The sequence below is a fragment of the Enterococcus sp. DIV1368f genome, from assembly GCF_051712245.1.
GTDB lineage: Bacteria > Bacillota > Bacilli > Lactobacillales > Enterococcaceae > Enterococcus > Enterococcus faecalis.
Genome location: NZ_JBIOON010000001.1, coordinates 346,451 through 364,032, shown reverse-complemented (window position 1 = coordinate 364,032; position 17,582 = coordinate 346,451). Strand labels below are relative to the sequence as shown.

Genomic DNA, 17,582 nt, shown 5'->3' with positions numbered 1-17,582 from the left:
TCCTCTTTCTTTAGTTTATTTTAATTGATCCATCGCAACCATATCCATGTCTGTGTACGTAATATTTTCTCCGCACATGGCCCAAATAAAGGAATAATTACTTGTACCAACCCCAGAATGAATTGACCAGCTTGGTGAAATAGCTGCTTGTTCATTACTCATTACTAAATGTTTCGTTTCGTCTGGTTTACCCATCATGTGGAAAATCCGCGTATCTTCTTCCATATCAAAATAAACATACGCTTCCATCCGACGTTCATGTGTATGACAAGGCATTGTATTCCAAGCGCTACCTGGTTCTAAAATGGTGTAGCCCATTTGTAACTGGCAACTTTCACAAACGTTCGGATGAATGTATTGGTAAATTTTACGTTGGTTCAATGTTAATGGATCACCCGTTTCCATTGAGGTAATTTCATCAATACTAATTTTTACGTTCGGATATTTATGATGTGCTGGGACACAACTAATGTAAAATTTCGCTGGATTATCAGGGTTTTCTGAAGAAAAACGAACATGTTTTGTTTCTTTCCCAATATAATAGCCATCTTGTTTTTTCATTGTTTCTTTGGCGCCATCAATTTCAATAAAGCCTGGTCCCCCAATATTAATAACTCCTAGTTCACGGCGTTCTAAGAAATAATCAACTCCTAATTCCTTGTCCAAAATAATTTCTAATTCTTCTGTGGTTGGTGTCACACCACCAAAAATCATCCGATCATTATGTGTGTAGGTTAAGCTGATTGCACCTGGAATAAAAACTTTCTCTACTAAAAATTCATCTCTCAATTGTTCTGTTGAATAGTGACGGATATCCGCCGGACTATGTGTATAACGTGTTTCCATATTTTGCATAACTAAAATCTCCTATCTATTTATTTTTCCTGAGCCCGTTGCCAAAAAAGCAAGGACTTCTTTTTGACTAAATTGATTACAATCACCATGTACAGTATGTTTTAACGCACTAGCCGCTGTTGCAAAATCAATACAGGTTTGTGGATCATAGGCAGCTAATAAACCATGTAAAACCCCACCAGCAAACGCATCACCGGCACCGACACGGTCAACAATCGGTTGTAATCGATGACATTTGGACGTATAATACGCACCTTTGTACCATAGCGTTCCGATTAAGTCATTATCTGTCGCTGAGTGTACTTGACGTTTGGTTGAATAAAATACTTGAATGTTGGGATAACGTTCTTGCATTTTTCGGTAGTACCACATTAATGCGTCTTCAAGTTCTTCCTCTGGTTCTGGAATCTCCAGTAAATAACGAGCATCTAATACCCCAGCTGAACAAATATCAACAAATGGAAGAATGGCCTTCAATGCCACGCTCGCTTCTTTCTGGGACCAAAGTTTCCCTCGATAATTAATGTCAAAACTTACTTGGCACCCTGCTTGCTTCGCTGCTTTAACTAGCGCAACCGTCATACTTTGCCAATTTTTTGATAACGCCGCTGTAATTCCTGAAATATGAAAGATCTCTACTCCTGAAAACAGCTCATGTAAGTCCCATTCCATTTCTTCGATTTGAGCAAAGCTTGAATAGGCGCGATCATAGACAACACTGGCTGCTCGTTCTCCTGTACCAGTTTCCAAGTAATACGTTCCTAGGCGTGTTCCGCCAGTTCGTACAAATTCCGTTGAAACCCTATAACGACTTAAATGCTTTTTGGCGGCTTCTCCTAATGAATTATCGGGCACTTTACTAGCAAAAGTCACTTGGTGGCCATAGTTCGCTAACGAAATCGCTACATTCGCTTCACCACCGCCGTAATGTACAGCGAAATTTTCTGTTTGTGCTACGCGTATTCCGACAGGCGTGGACAAACGCAACATGATTTCTCCCAATGTTACGACTTTCCCCATGTGCCTACACCCCTTTGATTGCTTGGAATTTTTCCATATAGGCTTGGGCAACCTCACGAACTTTTTCAAAATCCCCAGTTGCTGCTGGCGCTAACAGATTGCCACCAACACCGACGGCCGTCACACCTGCAGCAAACCACTCGGCCATATTTTCTAAACTGACACCACCCGTTGGCATAATATTTAACTGAGGCAATGGCGCTTTAAATGCTGAAATAACACTCGGTCCATAAACACTTCCCGGAAATAGTTTAATAATATCTGCTCCGCTTTTCAGTGCTTCTTTCATTTCTGTGATGGTCATACAGCCTGGCAAGTAAGGAACTTGATATAAATTGCAAATTTTAGCGGTTTCTTCATCGAAGCTTGGACTCACAATATATTCAGCCCCTGCTACAATAGCTAAACGAGCAGTCGTAGCATCCAAAACTGTCCCCGCACCAATGACTACGTCAGGATTCTCTTGGTATAACGCAACTAATTCCTGAATCACTTCTGTTGCTTGAGGAACAGTAAAGGTTAACTCAATCCCCCGCATACCGCCTGCTACAATGGCTTGACTAGCTTTTAGCGCTTCCTCTTTTGTCTTTCCGCGAACCACAGCAATCACGCCAGCATTTTCTAATTTTTGTAAAATTGATACTCGCTTCAACAGACTCCCTCATTTCTTATTTAGAAATATATATTTATTATAAAGAAATTCACAACTTCATTATACAGATAAAAAAAGAAAATGCAAACGTTTTTACAAAAATAAAAAAAGAAAGCCAAACAAAAATCCCAATCGACTTTTGTTTGGCTTTCTTTTTCTACTATAATTTCGCTTCAATCGCTGCTTTTGTTGCTAAAAGGGCTTGATTAATCGTCGTTTTATTTTCCTCTGTCAAACGATATTTCGGCATGCTCACACTAAAAGCACCCGCAATTTCGCCATCTTTCATTAAAGATACTCCGCTACAGAAAATATCTTGTTCAATTTCTTCATCATCGTAAGCAACCCCCGTTTGTTGCACTTGTTTTAATTCTTTTTTCAAACGCAAGGGATTGGTAATCGTATTTTCGGTATAGGGAATTAATGTCTGCGTGTCTAAATATTGTTGCACTTGTTCTTCCGTAAATTCTGCTAAAACGGCTTTACCCATGGCCGAATTATACAAAGGTCGAGTAATTCCCACTTTCGAGGACATGCGAATGGTTTGATTTTTCGGTTCTAATTTATTGATATACAGAATTTCATTATTATTTAAAATCCCTAAATGAATGGTTTCATCGACCGTATTTTGAAGGTTTTCTAAATAAGGTACCGCAATTTCAGCTAAATCGATTTGCTCCACACTTTGATTCGCATAGCGAATCAATTTTGTTCCTAAGCGGTACGTTTTGTTCGTGTCTTTTTGAACATAGCCAATTAATGTTAAGGTTTCTAAAATTTTGATTGCCGTTGATGCCGTCATTTCGGTATTCTTTGCAATTTCCTGTAAGGTTTGATCGGGTTGTAAACTTAGACAGTCCATGATTTTAGCCGCTTTTAACAAGACTGTTCCGTAAGGTTTTGTTTCTTTCATCGAAACCCTCCTTTTCCATATAAGAAATTATATAGAAAAATAAAGAAATTGCAAGAAAAAAAGAACTCGAAGATTCATTCAGTAACGTTTCACTTTCACTTCAGGTCTTTCTCCCAGTCCTATTTCATTCTTATTTTCTTTTCTTTAACTCATCAGAAACATCTGCATCCTTAGGAATTAAAAGATACTCACTGACTTCTGTGGTTTCATTAAATACGACATATAATTTTTGTTCTTCATCGAAATCGCCTAAATCAATCGCTACGTAATTAGGACAAACTTCTGAGATACCATGAAACATTTGACTAAAGATTTTTTTCGTCATCCCTACATTACGATGCTGCTCTTCTGCTTTTTCCACCGCACTTTGTAACGTATATCCTTCATCTAAAAAACGCTTGATCCAATGCACTTTGACGACTGTATGTAACCGATATTTCCGTGGACCGTTTGCGTCTTTCGCAATGGAAGAAATATACCCTTTTTCTTCCCAATAACGAAGTTGACGTGGCGAAACTTCAGCAATTTCACTTAGTTCACTAATTCCTATCAACAAATTTTCTTCATTTAACAAACGCTGAATCATTTTTGACCACATTAGTTTAACTTCCTTTCCCTTATCCTTTCCTTAATTGTAGTTTTTTTTACACCTTTGTCAAGTAAGTTGACAAAGATTCTAATTAGTTGTAAAGTAGTTAATGCAATTTAATTTGAAACTTACAGAAAAAGGAGCGATATATGTGACTTCACAACAACCTGTGGATATTCACGGAAAACCTTATAACCGGTCGTTACTAGTCGGTGTTTTACTAATCGGAACATTTTGTACGATTTTAAACCAAACACTTTTAACGACGGCCTTACCTACATTAATGAAAGAATTTGATATCTCAGCTTCAAGTGTACAGTGGCTAACCACTGGATTCCTACTTGTGAACGGCATTATGATTCCCATCAGTGCTTGGTTGATTAACAAATTCAGTTCAAAAAAATTATACATAACAGCGATGTCAACGTTCTTAATCGGAACCATCATCTGTTTTGTAGCTCAAGACTTCGGCATGTTATTGACTGGACGTCTTGTTCAAGCCGCAGGGGTCGGCGTATCTATGCCTCTTTTACAAACAATTATGCTTTCAATTTTCCCGCCTGAAAAACGTGGCGCTGCCATGGGCACAACGGGAATTGTTATCGGATTAGCACCCGCTTTAGGTCCAACATTATCTGGTTGGATTATTGATTCTTATACATGGCGTGACCTTTTTGGGATGGTCATTCCAATTGTTGTTTTAGTCCTAATTTTAGCTTCATTTTTAATGAAAAATGTCATCCAATTATCTAATCCAAGTATCGATGTCTTATCGGTCATTCTTTCTACTCTCGGCTTTGGTAGCTTACTTTACGGTTTCTCAAGCGTTGGTGATAAGGGTTGGGGTAGCCCACAAGTCTATGGATTCTTAATTGTTGGTGCGATTGTTTTATGTCTTTTTACATATCGACAATTGCATTTAGAACAACCTTTCTTAGAACTACGCGTTTTTAAATCAAAAGTCTTTACTGTTGCAGCCATTTTATCTGGCGTAACCAACATGGCAATGATTGGTGCCGAAATGGTTTTACCTTTGTATATCCAAAATATTCGTGGCGAATCTGCCTTCCATTCAGGGTTAATGCTTTTACCAGGAGCGTTAGTCATGGGACTTATGATGCCAGTAACTGGTCGCATTTTTGATAAAATTGGTGCCCGTCGTCTTGCGATTACTGGGATGTTTATTTTAACAGCTGCAACGTTACCGTTTGCTTTCTTAACAAAAGCAACACCTATTATTTATATCATTGTCCTATATGCGATTCGGATGTTTGGTATTTCGATGGTCATGATGCCTGTGACAACTTCTGGCATGAATGCTTTACCAATGAATTTATTAAGTCACGGAACTGCTGTAAACAACACCTTCCGACAAGTAGCTAGCTCAATTGGAACAGCTGTTTTGATTAGTGTTTTAACAAATGTTACAAAAGACGGCTTACCTGCATCAGACTTATTAAAAACAGCCCCACTCGCTTATCGCGATCAAGCAACAAACGCAACATTAAACGGCTATCACGCAGCCTTCTTCGTGGCAACAATCTTTGGCGTTCTCGGCTTGGCGATTACTTTCTTCTTAAATAAAAAAGAAGCGATGCCGGTTAAGGAAGTAGGTGCAATGAAATAATGATTATTTTTCTTTTAATCCTTTGCGTGTTAGGCTTTGCCTATACGAATGTATTTGGCCGAAAAGTCTGGCATAAATTCTGTATGGTTATTTTTGGTTTAGGCTTCTTAGCTTCGTTAAGTCTTATCGTTTTAAACGATAAAGATCATTTTGGTATGACCGAAGTTACTCAGGACAAAACGTTTGAACTAAAAAGCAGTAGTTCAAGCAAAGATGGCCCCAACATGTTATTGTACCAGCCGTTGGGCGATGGTTCCGAAAAAGTTTATTTGTACAACACACCAGATAAAAAGAAACTACAAAAAACAGGAACGGAAAACGTCACAAACACAGTTCAAAAAGATGCTCAAAAAGCCACATTAGTCCAAAAAACGACGAAATGGTCCTATCAAGAGTCTTGGGCCAAAACACTATTTGGCCTTGCTGACAACGATAACCAATTTGCAAAACAAGAAAACACCTTCAACGTTGCTAGTGACTGGCTAGTCTTAAGTGCTGATCAAGCAAAAAAATTAGGCGAATATATGGAACAACATGCCGCTGATATCAAAAAAGAAGGGACTGAAACAGTTGGCAAAAAAATGATGGCTGCTATGATGGCGAATCCATCAATGTCCCAAGAAGAACAAGCGAAACTCACCGAACAATATACCAAAGAGTTTCAACAAGAATTGATTCAGAAAATTCTTAGTGACATGAAATAAAAAGAAGGACTGCCTGAGAAACTTATCAGGCGGTCCTTCTTTTTTAATGATTAACCCAAATATAAATACCTTGTTCTTCTTTTTCAAGAACTTTTGTTTCCGAAAGCAAATTTCCTGTCACTAAATCATATCTGAGCAGCGTCTGACCAGCTAAAACCAACAACTGATTATCTTTCGTTGTATTTACACTATAGATCATAGATTCTTCTAATTCTTCCGTCTTTAACTGTCCATTAATATTTAAAAAATAACTTTCTTCCGTAGCGAGATTAACAATTGACAGCCCCACTTTCCCTAATGCATTTGGCTCGTGATCAATAATCAAATATTCGGACGTTCTACTTTTGTAAATTAGGTTAGGAAAATTCTCTGTCAATTGAATAAAACGTTGATTTTTAGCATCTAAACCCATTTGCATAATTCGATTATCTGGCACATTTTCATAACTTACTCGGTTTCTATGAGCCGTTATCGGCAAGTAAATTTGATTATTTACAATCACAGAAGAAGTAAAACCATAAACATACTCTGGGTTTGTATCTAAAAATATTTCGTCTGTTAATGTCAAATTTTCCCCTTCTTTAAAAATGAACAACGTATTCTCATAAAGTTGTTTTTCTTTGGCTTCCTGACTAGCGACGACATATAGCTTATTTTGTGTTCCTGAAAATTGCGTAACTGGTGTTGTAGATTCATTAAACATGTATGAACTAACTGGATTCCCTTCAGTATCAAAAGAATAAAAACGCTCTGCTTGAACAGTATAAAAATAGTTGGAGCTATAACCAGTACCAGTATAAGGATATTTTTCTGTCTTTCTTTTCAAAAGTTCTCCTTTTAAAAAATCAACACTCACTATAAATTCATCCTTAGTGCTGCTCAAAAGATCACCCGTTGAAAATAGTAAATAGTGGGATTGTAATCTTCCTTTTGAAAACCCTGTTGGGACAATCTCTGGTAGATTCACACGACTTCGCTTATGTTTTTTGATGTCATTTTCAGAAAACATGAATGAATAAATCGCTTGGGTTGATAATACATAAAAATCTGTTTCTTCTTGCACAACAAAAGATTGCTTTTTTTCTTCTATCAATTTGTCTTTTACAACAAATAACATTATTCCAATACTAATCAAACTAAGAAATCCTGCTACTATTTTTTTCATATTTTCGTTGTATTTCTATATGTAATTGGCTCCTGAACTTTTTTAAACAATTATCTTATACTCACTATATTATTCCCTAGACAGCTTTGATACCTTTCTTCTACAGTCCATTCTACATAACCAACCAAAAACAGTCTAACCGTTTTTTTCATTTTCTCTCCTCCTATTAAAACAATATGCTTCCATTGTGACCATGCACAACAAAAGCATATCATTCAATCTTTTAACAAACAATCTCATTTCAGATTATTTGAACTGTTTAGAAAAAACCAAAAATATATCTTTTTAATTATAAATCGCTTTAATCGGATCCATCCTCGAGGCGCCAATTGCTGGAATAATCCCGAAAAAGATACCTGTGAAGACCGAAACCAATGTTGAAATAGCAAAGATGGACGGCGTAATAATTGGCGTAATCGAAATATACCCACCGACCACAGTTGCCAATAAGTAGCCGCAGCCGACACCAATCAAACCACCAATCAATGTGATAAACGCTGCTTCCATTAAAAATTGGAATAAAATGACTCGTGGTTTAGCACCAATGGCCCGACGAATCCCGATTTCTCGTTTCCGTTCCGTGACAGACACATACATGATGTTCATGACGCCAATTCCTCCGACTAATAGGGAGATTGCAGTAATTGCCATCAGAAACATCGTCATACCCGTGACCATTTCTTCCATTTGTTGTTGGAGTTGTTGGTCTTGGTCATTTTCTTTAAACGTTCCTTTCACTTCAGGATGATTTTCACTTAAAATAGCGATTGCCTGTCCTAAAATTGCTTCCCGGTCCGCTCCCTCACGAACCTTAATATTGATGCCACTAATTGCTTTTGTTTTCGCTAATTTATTATATGATTCTCGAGAAACAAAACTGCTCATAGCAGTTGCCCAATCATCATTCATACCCAAACTATCTAAATCTTTTGGTGCTAAAATACCAATCACCTTGTACATATAACCACCAATTGAAACAGCTTTTCCAATGAGTTGGCTAGGATCATCAAGCCGAATTTGCGCTTCAAAGATGTCATGATTTAAGACAATCGCATCTGTATTTGCATCGCTCGGTTGAAAATCACGACCATATAAAATATCATTCTGCCCTTTAGTCGACGTAATGGATAAATTCGCTTGCGCCCCAAAATAATCCATCGGTACAAACAAATTGTCTCCGCCCCCCATCATTGATTCACCATATTGAGGATAAATACTTTCAATTCCTTGAATGTCTTGTAATTTTTTCAAGTCCACTCGGCTAAACGTATAATCTGGCTCTTCATAGGACATAAAATTGTCACTGCTACCATCCGACATTGTATAATGAATCTTCAAAACATCCGCGTTCACTGCACTGGATGCCTTCACAACTTGACGCTTCATCCCTTCACCTAGTGCAGAAATCGTTACGACTGATGTAATCCCAATAATAATCCCGACCATCGTTAAAAATACCCGCAACTTATGTGCCTTTAAGCTTAAAAAAGTACTAACAAATAAATTAGCAATCATCTAATCACCTCTTCTTCCAAAAAGCGACCATCTTTCATATGAATCACTCGTGAGGCATATTTTTTCATATCTTCATCATGTGTCACCATGACAATTGTTTTGCCCTGTTCATTCAATTCTTTCAATAATTCCATGATTTCTGTACCCGTTTCACTATCCAATGCCCCAGTCGGTTCATCAGCCATAATCAATAATGGATCATTCACCAAGGAACGAGCAATGGCTACTCTTTGTTGCTGTCCTCCAGAAAGTTCAGTAACTTTTGATTTGGCTTTTGTTTCCAAACCGACAATTTTTAGGTACTTCTCAGCAATCGCTTTTTTCTCAGCGCGGCTTTTTTTCCCTTCATAAACACAGGGCAATTGAACATTTTGACTAACATTTAAGGAATTAATCAAGAAAAATTGTTGAAAAATAAACCCTAGATATTCATTGCGAAAGGCTGATTTTTTATTTTCAGACAATTTTGAAACATCTGTTCCTGAGAAATGATAGCTTCCGTCTGTTAAGCGATCCAAGAAACCGATAATGTTCATCAGCGTTGTCTTACCGCTGCCGGACTTCCCCATGATTAAAATGAACTCTCCTTGATGGATGGTCAAGTTCAATTCTTTTAAAACATGTAGTTTTTCCTTACCTACTGGATAGAACTTGTTAATGTCCCGCAATTCAATGAGGGGTTGATTTGTATTGTTTGCTTCCACCATCAAGCCCTCCTATTTCGACGCATCTGTCATTGATTCGTTGGTTGCTGATTCATCAGAAGCAATCGCTGCATCTGATTCAACAATATCACCGACTTTTACTGGTTTTTTTGAAGAAATAACCACTCGGTCGGCTGATTCTAAGCCAGATTCAATCGCCATTTTGTCGCCATTTTCTTGCCCAACTTGGACATCACGACGAATGATGGTTCCAAAATCATTCACTAAAACGTAGGCCTGTTCACCCTCTTTTTGAATCGCTTTTTTCGGTAACTCAATCGCCCCTAAATCGCCTAAATCAATGGTTGCTTGCATATGATAGCCATTTTTGACTTTGTCTAAATTGGCCAACGCAATTTTGACGCTATAACTAGACATCGTCGTGCCGCCCTCTGGATTGCCACTCGCGGCATCGCTGTTGCCTTCAGGAGGATTATCATCGATGTAAGAAATTGAGCCATCCACAACCACATTGTTGGAAACAGAAGTTAGTTTAGCTTTTTGCCCAACACTAATTTTAGTCAAATCCTTTTCATTCACTTTCCCAGCTAAATAGAGATCTTCTGAAGTTAACCGTAAAATCGGTGAATTGGCGTCTTTTACTTCTGGAATTGATACGCGACCTTTGAAATTAGCTTTTGTGGAAATATATTGCTTCGCTCCTAAATCCGCTAAGGTTTCATTGGTGAAGGTGATCTCTTCATCTACCGCATCGACTTCTGTTTGATATTGTTCATTTAAATCATCCCCAGACATCGTGCGGTCTTCTTCTTTAGTTTTATTAAATTTATCAATGGCCCGATTCCACTTATTATAGATATTCGCCCGCTTCGTTTCTAATTTGGCTAAGCTATTTTGTTGTGCCTCAATTTCTTTTGTGACCGCCTCATCTTCATAAGTAAATAATTCTGTGCCTGCATCTACGACATCGCCGTTTTTCACCTTAATCTCTGGATCCTTTGTTATTTTTTGATCGCGCGCAAAGGCTTCCATTTGTTCCGGTTGAATGACACCGTTAATATAAATTTGTTGCAAGTCAGGAACGTCAAAATAGTCAATTCCCCAGTCATCTTTAGGCGCTTGCTTGACAGCTACTTGTTGTGCATTTTTATTTAACGCATTCACAGTTACGATGCCCCCAACCGCAATTACCGCAACTGCCCCCAATATAATGATCGTTTTCTTCTTCATTTTCTTCGTTTCATCTCCTCATTCTGTCTATTTTCCCTAACAAACTAAATTGCTCGGTCATTCACTTATAACTATTTAACCATGCTTGAATTCAAGAAACAAGGGCCTTTCTCTAGGCCTTTAGTCTGATTTATTTCATCTTTGTTCATTTTTTTGTTTATTTCACGACAATCAACAACCATTGTTGGGTCTTTGTGTTTCAACAATCTAAAAAGGTTATTTTTATGTTATTTATAATTAAACTATACGCAATCGAGATTTTTTGCTTCTTTTTTTATTTAAGGTACACTAGAAGAAACAATTGAAAGTGAGGGCTTGCCATGAAAATCATTATTTTTGGCGGTAGCGGTTTTTTAGGTCAACAAATCGCGAAAATTTTAGTCCAACGCCAACATCAAGTCATCAGTGTTTCACGTCATGGAAAGCCTGCCACGCTCTCCGCATCTTGGAGCCACCAAGTGCAGTGGGTATGCTCCGATGTTACTCGTGACACGAATTGGCAAGAACAAGTCCAACGTGCTGACTGGGTCATTGATACAGTAGGTATTTTATTTGAAAATCCACGAAAAAAGAAAACCTATCAACGGCTAATTCTGACGCCAGTGAAAAAAATCAGCTCTTTTTTAGCACAACAAAAAAAGCCAGCTAAGTTTTTATTTATTTCAGCCAATACTGTTCCTTTCCCTTTGAGAAAATATATGGATGCCAAATTGGCAGCAGAGGAACTAATCCACCAAGAAGTCGCCGAAGCAGTAATTTTTTATCCTAGTTTACTCGTAGGTCAAGAACGTACCGGCACCATACTTTTTAGTAAATGTATCTATTTTTTTAAGAAAATCCCCTTTTTAAAGAACTTATTTATTGGCTATGATCCCGTGCCTGTGGCAGAAATGGCACAAGAAATTGTTCACGTTTTAGAAGGCGGCAATTCTATTTACACACACAGAAGGACCCGTTAACAAGTTATCTCCCAATCGTCTCTGTCTAGAGGCGGTTTTTTTGTGTTACAATACAACTGTTCGAAGGAGAGAAGAAGCATGAAAAAAATTGCCATTATTGGCGGCGGCATTATCGGAATGACGTTAGCTAATTATTTAGATCCACAAAAATTTGACATTACCGTTTATGATGAAGGGCTCGGCCAAGCGACTAAAGCAAGCGCTGGGATTATTTCCCCTTGGCTATCCAAACGTCGGAATAAGAAATGGTTCCAATTAGCGCGAGAGGGCGCTGCCCTATTTCCAAAGCTAGTCAAAGATTTTCAGCTGACGGAGGATATTTATCGTCAATCAGGGACAGTCATTTTGCGCCCGGCAGCTGCTTTGGCAGACTTAGCCCATTTGGCAGAAGAGCGTAAGCAAACTGCACCTGAAATTGGAGAAATCACGATGTTGTCAGCGGTTCAAACAGCGAAGTTCTTACCGCTACTTAAGGAAACTCCCTCACTTTTTATTTCTGGCGGCGGTCGCCTAGATGGACCAGCTTATCTAAACCATCTTCAGAAACGCGCCGAAGCCAAAGGGGTCACTTTTTGTTCACAACGGGCGCACTTTCGACAACTGAATCAAGGGTGGGAAATTGTCACAAATTCAGAAAAAAAGAGCGTTGATTTTCTCGCTTTAACACCTGGTCCTCATTTAAAGGAATTACTCGCTACTTTAAATTTATCTGTGGACATTCGTCCCCAAAAAGGACAATTATTAGTTTTCGAGACCCCTTTTACAAACAGTCAGCAATGGCCTGTTGCTATGTTAGATGGCGAAGCCGATTTAATTCCTTTTAATCAAGGAAAAATTTTATTAGGTGCCACCCACGAAAATGAACAAGCCTGGGATTTAGAAGAGACTGCTAGCGCTTTTCAACAACTAACTTCTGGGACTGCGCCATTTCTAAAAGAAGCAGAGCAGCTTTTTAAGCAACCCATGCATTACCGCGTCGGTACACGTGCTTATACATCTGATTTCGCTCCGTTTTTTGGCCCTTTGCCAGAAATGCCCCACCTTGTGGTTGCTAGCGGACTTGGTTCATCAGGACTCACTACTGGCCCATTCATTGGTTACCAATTAGCTGAATACTTCAATACAGGTGCCTTCAAAGGAGAGCTTTATCAAAAACCACTTAGTCAATATGTTAAAAACAACCCCTCACTTTAATCAGCGAGCGGTTGTTTTTTCCTTTAAATTAAGAAATGTGAAGTATCTTGGTAGAAGGATTTTGTTATTATGCTACTTGTGGTCGCGCATAGCGTTCTACGTTTTGTTTAATATTTTTAACCGTTTCTGGATCTTCAATGCCCGTTACTTCAGCGATCACTGTATCAACGCTTTCTTGGTCAAGCATTTCCTGTAATTGACGGCTTTGTTCATCTTCTGGATCATGATAATTAAAGACAATACCAATCATTGCTAATAAATGCGGCGACACTAGATTGCGTTCCTGTAATTCACGGATTGGTCGAATAAACCGTTCTTGCGCACCTAATTTTCTGATTGGTGTCCGTGCTACACGTGTAATAGCATCTGAAATATATTTATTTTGGAAACGTTGAATAATTTTTTCAATATAGGCTGCATGTTCTTGTTCATCAAAATTCCATTTAGCCACTAAAAGTTTACCGGTTTCCTGCAAAACTGATTTGAGTTGTGCTACCACTAAGGCATCCTGCATCGCTTCGTCAATGGTTTGATAGCCTAACAACGCCCCTGTATAGGCAACTGTAGCATGGCCAGTGTTTACACTAAATAATTTTCGTTCAATATACGGCTCTAAATCAGCAACGTAATGAACGCCTTCTAACTGAATCTCTTTGGCTTTTCGGTTGGTATCATCAATGACCCATTCACAAAAAGGCTCAACTTGAACAAAAAGTGGATCTTCATGTTTTTGTAATGGAACAATCCGATCAACTGCCGCATCAGGAAAACCAATCCATTGTTCAGCATAAGCTGGGTTTTTCAAATATTTGGCCACTTCTTCTGCTAAAAAGGTTGAACCACCAATCATATTTTCACAAGCGATAATATCCAGCGGCTTTTGACAATTTGCTTCGGCACGTGCATCAATTCCTTGGGCAATTAATTCAGCAATTCTTGGTAAAATATTGGGACCAATCGCCGTCGTGACTAAATCGGCTTCCGCAATTGCTTCTACTACTTTTTCTGGTTCTGTCATGTTATTTAATCCGGTCACATTTTCAACGTTAATTTGTTGATGTGAGGCATCGGCCAATTCAATTGTATAACTTTTACGTTCTTTTAACGCTTGAATGATGGTTTCATTAACATCCACAAACGTAATATGAAATCCGTTTTTAGCTAAAATTTCGCCGATAAAGCCGCGTCCAATATTTCCTGCTCCAAAATGTACTGCGTTCATTCTTATTCTCTCCTTTAAGCAATGGCTAAATTTTCTGTTATTTCTTCTTTACTTAATGCATCGGCAAGTTGCACCACGTTATCCATATCACTACAATAAAGTGCAATTTGTTGGACTAATTGCAAATGTTCTTCACCGACTCCGGCAATCCCAAATAATACGGTAGCAATTTTTTCATCTTCTTCGGTGCCAAAATTAACGCCCTCTGGGACTTGCACTACACAGATTCCTGATTTTTTCACTAATTTTTTGGCTTCTTCTGTTCCATGAGGAATGGCAATAAAATTCCCCATATAAACAGATAGCAATTGGTCTCTTTCAATCATTGCTTCGATATAAGCGGGCTCAACACAGCCTGCCTCGACTAGTTTTTCGCCGCAAAAGCGAATAGCTTCTTCTTTTGTATTAAACTGTTGATTTAATTCAATTGAAATATTCGTAAGATTTTCCATTGTTTTCTTCCTCTCTAGGCACTTTCTTTTAAGAGCGAAACCACTGTTTCATATTTTTGGGGATTAACCATACTTTTTACTGATAAGTGTGTCGCTTTCGGTGCTTTTTTACGGGCTTGTTCCGTTAGTTCAGCTTTTGTGACAATTAAAGCCTGTGTTTGTTGAGTTAATTCATTAATATTAATTTTTCGAATCGGCATTGAAATTTTCTCTTTATCTAAAATTTCTTCTAAGACTTTCATTCCCATCGTTGCTGACCCGACACGGTCATCGTGAACCAAAAGAATCTCATTGACATTTGCTAAATCTCCCTCAATTTCAGAAGCAGGTTTTGCTTTGGAGGCTGTTGGTTGTGCGTCGTTTTTTTCTTTGGTACCTGATAGTTCAGCCACAATTTCATCATAACGTGGTGAGTTCAAGAAATTTTCAACTGCTACAAAAGTTGCATTAGGTGCTTTCTGTTTGGCCCGTTCTTGCAATTCCGCTTGTGTGACAATCAATGTATTTCCCTCATCGGTCAAATTATTAATGGCCCGATTCGTCACAGTTTGTACTAAACCAGCCTCTTGGACCTTTTTCCGTAAGATAGACGCACCCATTGCACTAGAGCCCATCCCAGCATCACAAGCAAAAATAATTTGTTGAATTCCTGACAATGAAGCACTACCATTTGCGACAGTTAATCCTTTTGATGCTGCTTTAGCAGCTTGGGTTTCTTTCACTTTTTGGGCAAATTCATCACTTTCTTCTTTCGCATCTGCTTTTAAAATGACTGCGGATACTGCAAAGGAAACAGCAGTTGCTGCTAAAACACCTAAAATAACTGGTAAGTAAGAACCCATTGGTGTCATCGCTAAAATAGCTATAATGGAGCCTGGTGAAGCGGGCGCACGTAAACCAGCATCTAACGTTTGGAAAACTAAACTACCTGTCGCGCCACCTGCAATAACCGATAAGAATAATAACGGTTTCATCATTACATATGGGAAGTAAATTTCGTGGATACCACCAAGGAAATGAATAATTATTGCTCCCGGCGCAGAAGATTTTGCCGCACCTTTTCCAAAAAACATAAATGCTAATAAGACACCTAACCCAGGGCCAGGGTTTGCTTCTAATAGGAAAAGAATTGATTTGCCAGCCGATAAGACTTGTTCTGTCCCTAAGGGTGTTAAAATGCCATGATTAATCGCATTGTTTAAAAAGAGCACTTTTGCCGGTTCAATAAAAATACTCGTTAATGGAATCAAATGAGCATTTAAAATGATTTCCACACCACGTGCCATTGCAGCAGTCAGCGCATCGACAATTGGGCCAATCGCTGAAAAACCAAGTAAAGCTAATGCAAAACCAATCAATCCAGCTGAAAAATTGTTTACTAACATTTCAAAACCAGCTTTAATCCGATGTTGGAAATACTGATCAAATTTCTTAATTGTAAAGCCACCAAGTGGACCCATAATCATGGCACCTAGCATCATCGGAATATCGGTTCCCACAATCACGCCCATTGTCGCAATTGCGCCGACTACGGCACCGCGATCACCTGCAATTACTTTCCCACCAGTGTAGCCAATTAATAATGGAATTAAATAGGTCAACATTGGGCCAACCATCGTGGCAAAGGCTTTATTTGGCAGATATCCATCTGGGATAAATAGCGCTGTCAAAACGCCCCACGCAATCAACGCCCCGATATTGGGCATCACCATGCTAGATAAGGTGCTGCCAAGTCTTTGGACTTTCGCTTTAATTGATACTTTATTTTTTTCTGGTACTTGTTCCATTTTTATTCCCCTTCTCTCAAGTAACTTTTCTTGTTGACTAAATTGTATCCGCTTTCCGAATCTGGAAAAAGTCGTACTTTGGCACAAACCATTGTGCCAAAAGTTGAAAGAAAAAAGCACGTGTTCTCTAGTTACGAAAACCAGAAAACACGTGCTTATTCCATTTCTAATAATTTCAATAATAAATGAACAACTTTTTATGCTATACTCAAATTGGCGACTTGCCTCGAAAGGAGGTGCATCACATGTACGAGATTGTCACAAAAATTCTTGTGCCGATTTTTGTCGGGATTGTCCTGAAACTTGTAACCATTTGGCTGGAAAAACAGAACGAGGAATAAACAAGTTGCTTCCAGCCGCTGCTGTCTAAACAGCAAAAAAAGACACCCTACTGCAATAGGGTGTCTTTTTAGTGCATCCATGCACGACTTTGTCACAAGTTACTTTAAATTTATCATAGGGCCTATTTTTTGTCAAGGAAACTTCTTATCTTTTTTGTTTAACCTCTTAAATAAAAAATATTTTATTTTTTAATATAAAATTATTTCAATAATTTTTGAACATTTCAGATTGAATTGATTTTTTTCAGACGTAACTTTAGGCTTGAGCCAGAATTTTTTGCGCTTCATCTATTGTTTGACAATCACTGAGCCGCTGAATGTTTTCGAGATCTGAACAGAAAAAAGCTAATTCTTGAAGCATGCTTAATTGCTGTTGACTTTTTAGAGCAACAACAAATAACAAGGTGGCTATTTTTCGATCTGCTTCCGTACCAAAGTTGACCCCATCAGGCACTTGAATAAAGCAAATCCCTTCTTTTAAAACTTGTTCATCTTGTCCTTCCGCATGAGGTAATGCCACGAAGTTACCGATATACACGCTGACTTTTTGTTGACGTTGATACATTGCTTTGACATAGTCAGGCGTGACCAACTGATTTTTTAGCAGTAATTCACCAGAAGCTGCAAGTGCTTCCTCCCAACTAGCATACGATTGATTCAACATTATTTGCTCCGCTGTAATTTCAAACATC

Annotated in this window: 18 protein-coding genes; 5 read left to right on the top strand and 13 right to left on the bottom strand. The window is 38.4% G+C overall.

Features of this window, described 5'->3' with window-relative positions:
- Positions 1–15: 15 nt before the first annotated feature.
- The 5 genes from kduI to IGL07_RS01890 all read right to left on the bottom strand — a co-directional run bounded on the left by kduI (position 16) and on the right by IGL07_RS01890 (position 4,038).
- Complete coding sequence (kduI, locus tag IGL07_RS01910; RefSeq protein WP_010817014.1) at positions 16–855, bottom strand: 5-dehydro-4-deoxy-D-glucuronate isomerase; 840 nt, start codon at positions 853–855, stop codon at positions 16–18.
- Positions 856–867: 12 nt separating this feature from the next.
- Entirely contained in the window at positions 868–1,875 is a 1,008-nt protein-coding gene (locus IGL07_RS01905) for a sugar kinase (protein WP_010817013.1), read from the bottom strand.
- Between the two features lie 4 nt (positions 1,876–1,879).
- Positions 1,880–2,527 (bottom strand): bifunctional 4-hydroxy-2-oxoglutarate aldolase/2-dehydro-3-deoxy-phosphogluconate aldolase, encoded by a 648-nt coding sequence (locus IGL07_RS01900; RefSeq protein ID WP_002367887.1) that lies wholly within the window; start codon positions 2,525–2,527, stop codon positions 1,880–1,882.
- Positions 2,528–2,687: 160 nt separating this feature from the next.
- Entirely contained in the window at positions 2,688–3,440 is a 753-nt protein-coding gene (locus tag IGL07_RS01895; RefSeq protein WP_002397543.1) for an IclR family transcriptional regulator, read from the bottom strand.
- A 130-nt stretch (positions 3,441–3,570) separates the two neighbouring features.
- The gene (locus tag IGL07_RS01890) at positions 3,571–4,038 is read right to left on the bottom strand and encodes a MerR family transcriptional regulator (RefSeq protein WP_002383688.1); all 468 of its coding nucleotides are present in this window, start codon (positions 4,036–4,038) and stop codon (positions 3,571–3,573) included.
- Positions 4,039–4,138: 100 nt separating this feature from the next.
- Here IGL07_RS01890 and IGL07_RS01885 point away from each other — a divergent pair, with 100 nt between their 5' ends.
- Positions 4,139–5,656: an MDR family MFS transporter gene (locus IGL07_RS01885; protein WP_002389910.1), complete on the top strand. Its 1,518-nt coding sequence runs from the start codon at positions 4,139–4,141 to the stop codon at positions 5,654–5,656.
- Positions 5,656–6,360 carry a DUF4811 domain-containing protein gene (locus IGL07_RS01880; RefSeq protein WP_002361178.1) on the top strand — a complete coding sequence of 235 codons (705 nt, stop codon included), beginning with the start codon at positions 5,656–5,658 and terminating at the stop codon, positions 6,358–6,360. The genes IGL07_RS01885 and IGL07_RS01880 overlap by 1 nt, the downstream gene beginning before the upstream one ends.
- A 43-nt stretch (positions 6,361–6,403) precedes the next feature.
- On the opposite strand, the gene IGL07_RS01875 is transcribed toward IGL07_RS01880, so the two are convergent.
- The 4 genes from IGL07_RS01875 to IGL07_RS01860 form a co-directional block, all read right to left on the bottom strand.
- Positions 6,404–7,525: a hypothetical protein gene (locus IGL07_RS01875; protein WP_002375823.1), complete on the bottom strand. Its 1,122-nt coding sequence runs from the start codon at positions 7,523–7,525 to the stop codon at positions 6,404–6,406.
- Between the two features lie 285 nt (positions 7,526–7,810).
- Positions 7,811–9,040 carry an ABC transporter permease gene (locus IGL07_RS01870; RefSeq protein ID WP_002375822.1) on the bottom strand — a complete coding sequence of 410 codons (1,230 nt, stop codon included), beginning with the start codon at positions 9,038–9,040 and terminating at the stop codon, positions 7,811–7,813.
- A complete protein-coding gene (locus IGL07_RS01865; protein ID WP_002383683.1) occupies positions 9,037–9,747 on the bottom strand; it encodes an ABC transporter ATP-binding protein in 711 nt (236 codons plus the stop codon). Before IGL07_RS01865 ends, IGL07_RS01870 begins: the two co-directional genes overlap by 4 nt.
- Before the next feature lie 9 nt (positions 9,748–9,756).
- Positions 9,757–10,935 (bottom strand): efflux RND transporter periplasmic adaptor subunit, encoded by a 1,179-nt coding sequence (locus IGL07_RS01860; protein WP_002355284.1) that lies wholly within the window; start codon positions 10,933–10,935, stop codon positions 9,757–9,759.
- Positions 10,936–11,255: 320 nt separating this feature from the next.
- On the opposite strand from IGL07_RS01860, the gene IGL07_RS01855 reads away from it, so the two are divergent.
- Together IGL07_RS01855 and IGL07_RS01850 are read left to right on the top strand one after the other, a co-directional pair.
- Positions 11,256–11,894, top strand: coding sequence for an NAD(P)H-binding protein (locus IGL07_RS01855; protein WP_002373205.1), 639 nt, complete (start codon positions 11,256–11,258; stop codon positions 11,892–11,894).
- Positions 11,895–11,972: 78 nt separating this feature from the next.
- On the top strand, positions 11,973–13,088 hold the full coding sequence (locus IGL07_RS01850; protein WP_010817011.1) for an NAD(P)/FAD-dependent oxidoreductase: 1,116 nt from the start codon (positions 11,973–11,975) through the stop codon (positions 13,086–13,088).
- 67 nt (positions 13,089–13,155) lie between these two features.
- Here IGL07_RS01850 and IGL07_RS01845 read toward each other — a convergent pair whose 3' ends face one another.
- The 3 genes from IGL07_RS01845 to IGL07_RS01835 are packed head-to-tail and all read right to left on the bottom strand — an operon-like array spanning position 13,156 to position 16,549.
- Positions 13,156–14,310: a mannitol-1-phosphate 5-dehydrogenase gene (locus IGL07_RS01845; RefSeq protein WP_002355280.1), complete on the bottom strand. Its 1,155-nt coding sequence runs from the start codon at positions 14,308–14,310 to the stop codon at positions 13,156–13,158.
- Positions 14,311–14,324: 14 nt separating this feature from the next.
- Complete coding sequence (locus IGL07_RS01840) at positions 14,325–14,762, bottom strand: PTS sugar transporter subunit IIA (protein ID WP_002355279.1); 438 nt, start codon at positions 14,760–14,762, stop codon at positions 14,325–14,327.
- Between the two features lie 14 nt (positions 14,763–14,776).
- A complete protein-coding gene (locus IGL07_RS01835; protein WP_010711968.1) occupies positions 14,777–16,549 on the bottom strand; it encodes a PTS mannitol-specific transporter subunit IIBC in 1,773 nt (590 codons plus the stop codon).
- A gap of 245 nt (positions 16,550–16,794) precedes the next feature.
- On the opposite strand from IGL07_RS01835, the gene IGL07_RS01830 reads away from it, so the two are divergent.
- Complete coding sequence (locus IGL07_RS01830) at positions 16,795–16,890, top strand: type I toxin-antitoxin system Fst family toxin (RefSeq protein WP_015543884.1); 96 nt, start codon at positions 16,795–16,797, stop codon at positions 16,888–16,890.
- Between the two features lie 256 nt (positions 16,891–17,146).
- On the opposite strand, the gene IGL07_RS01825 is transcribed toward IGL07_RS01830, so the two are convergent.
- Positions 17,147–17,581, bottom strand: a complete 435-nt coding sequence (locus tag IGL07_RS01825) for a PTS sugar transporter subunit IIA (protein ID WP_010711967.1) — start codon at positions 17,579–17,581, stop codon at positions 17,147–17,149.
- Position 17,582: the final 1 nt, after the last annotated feature.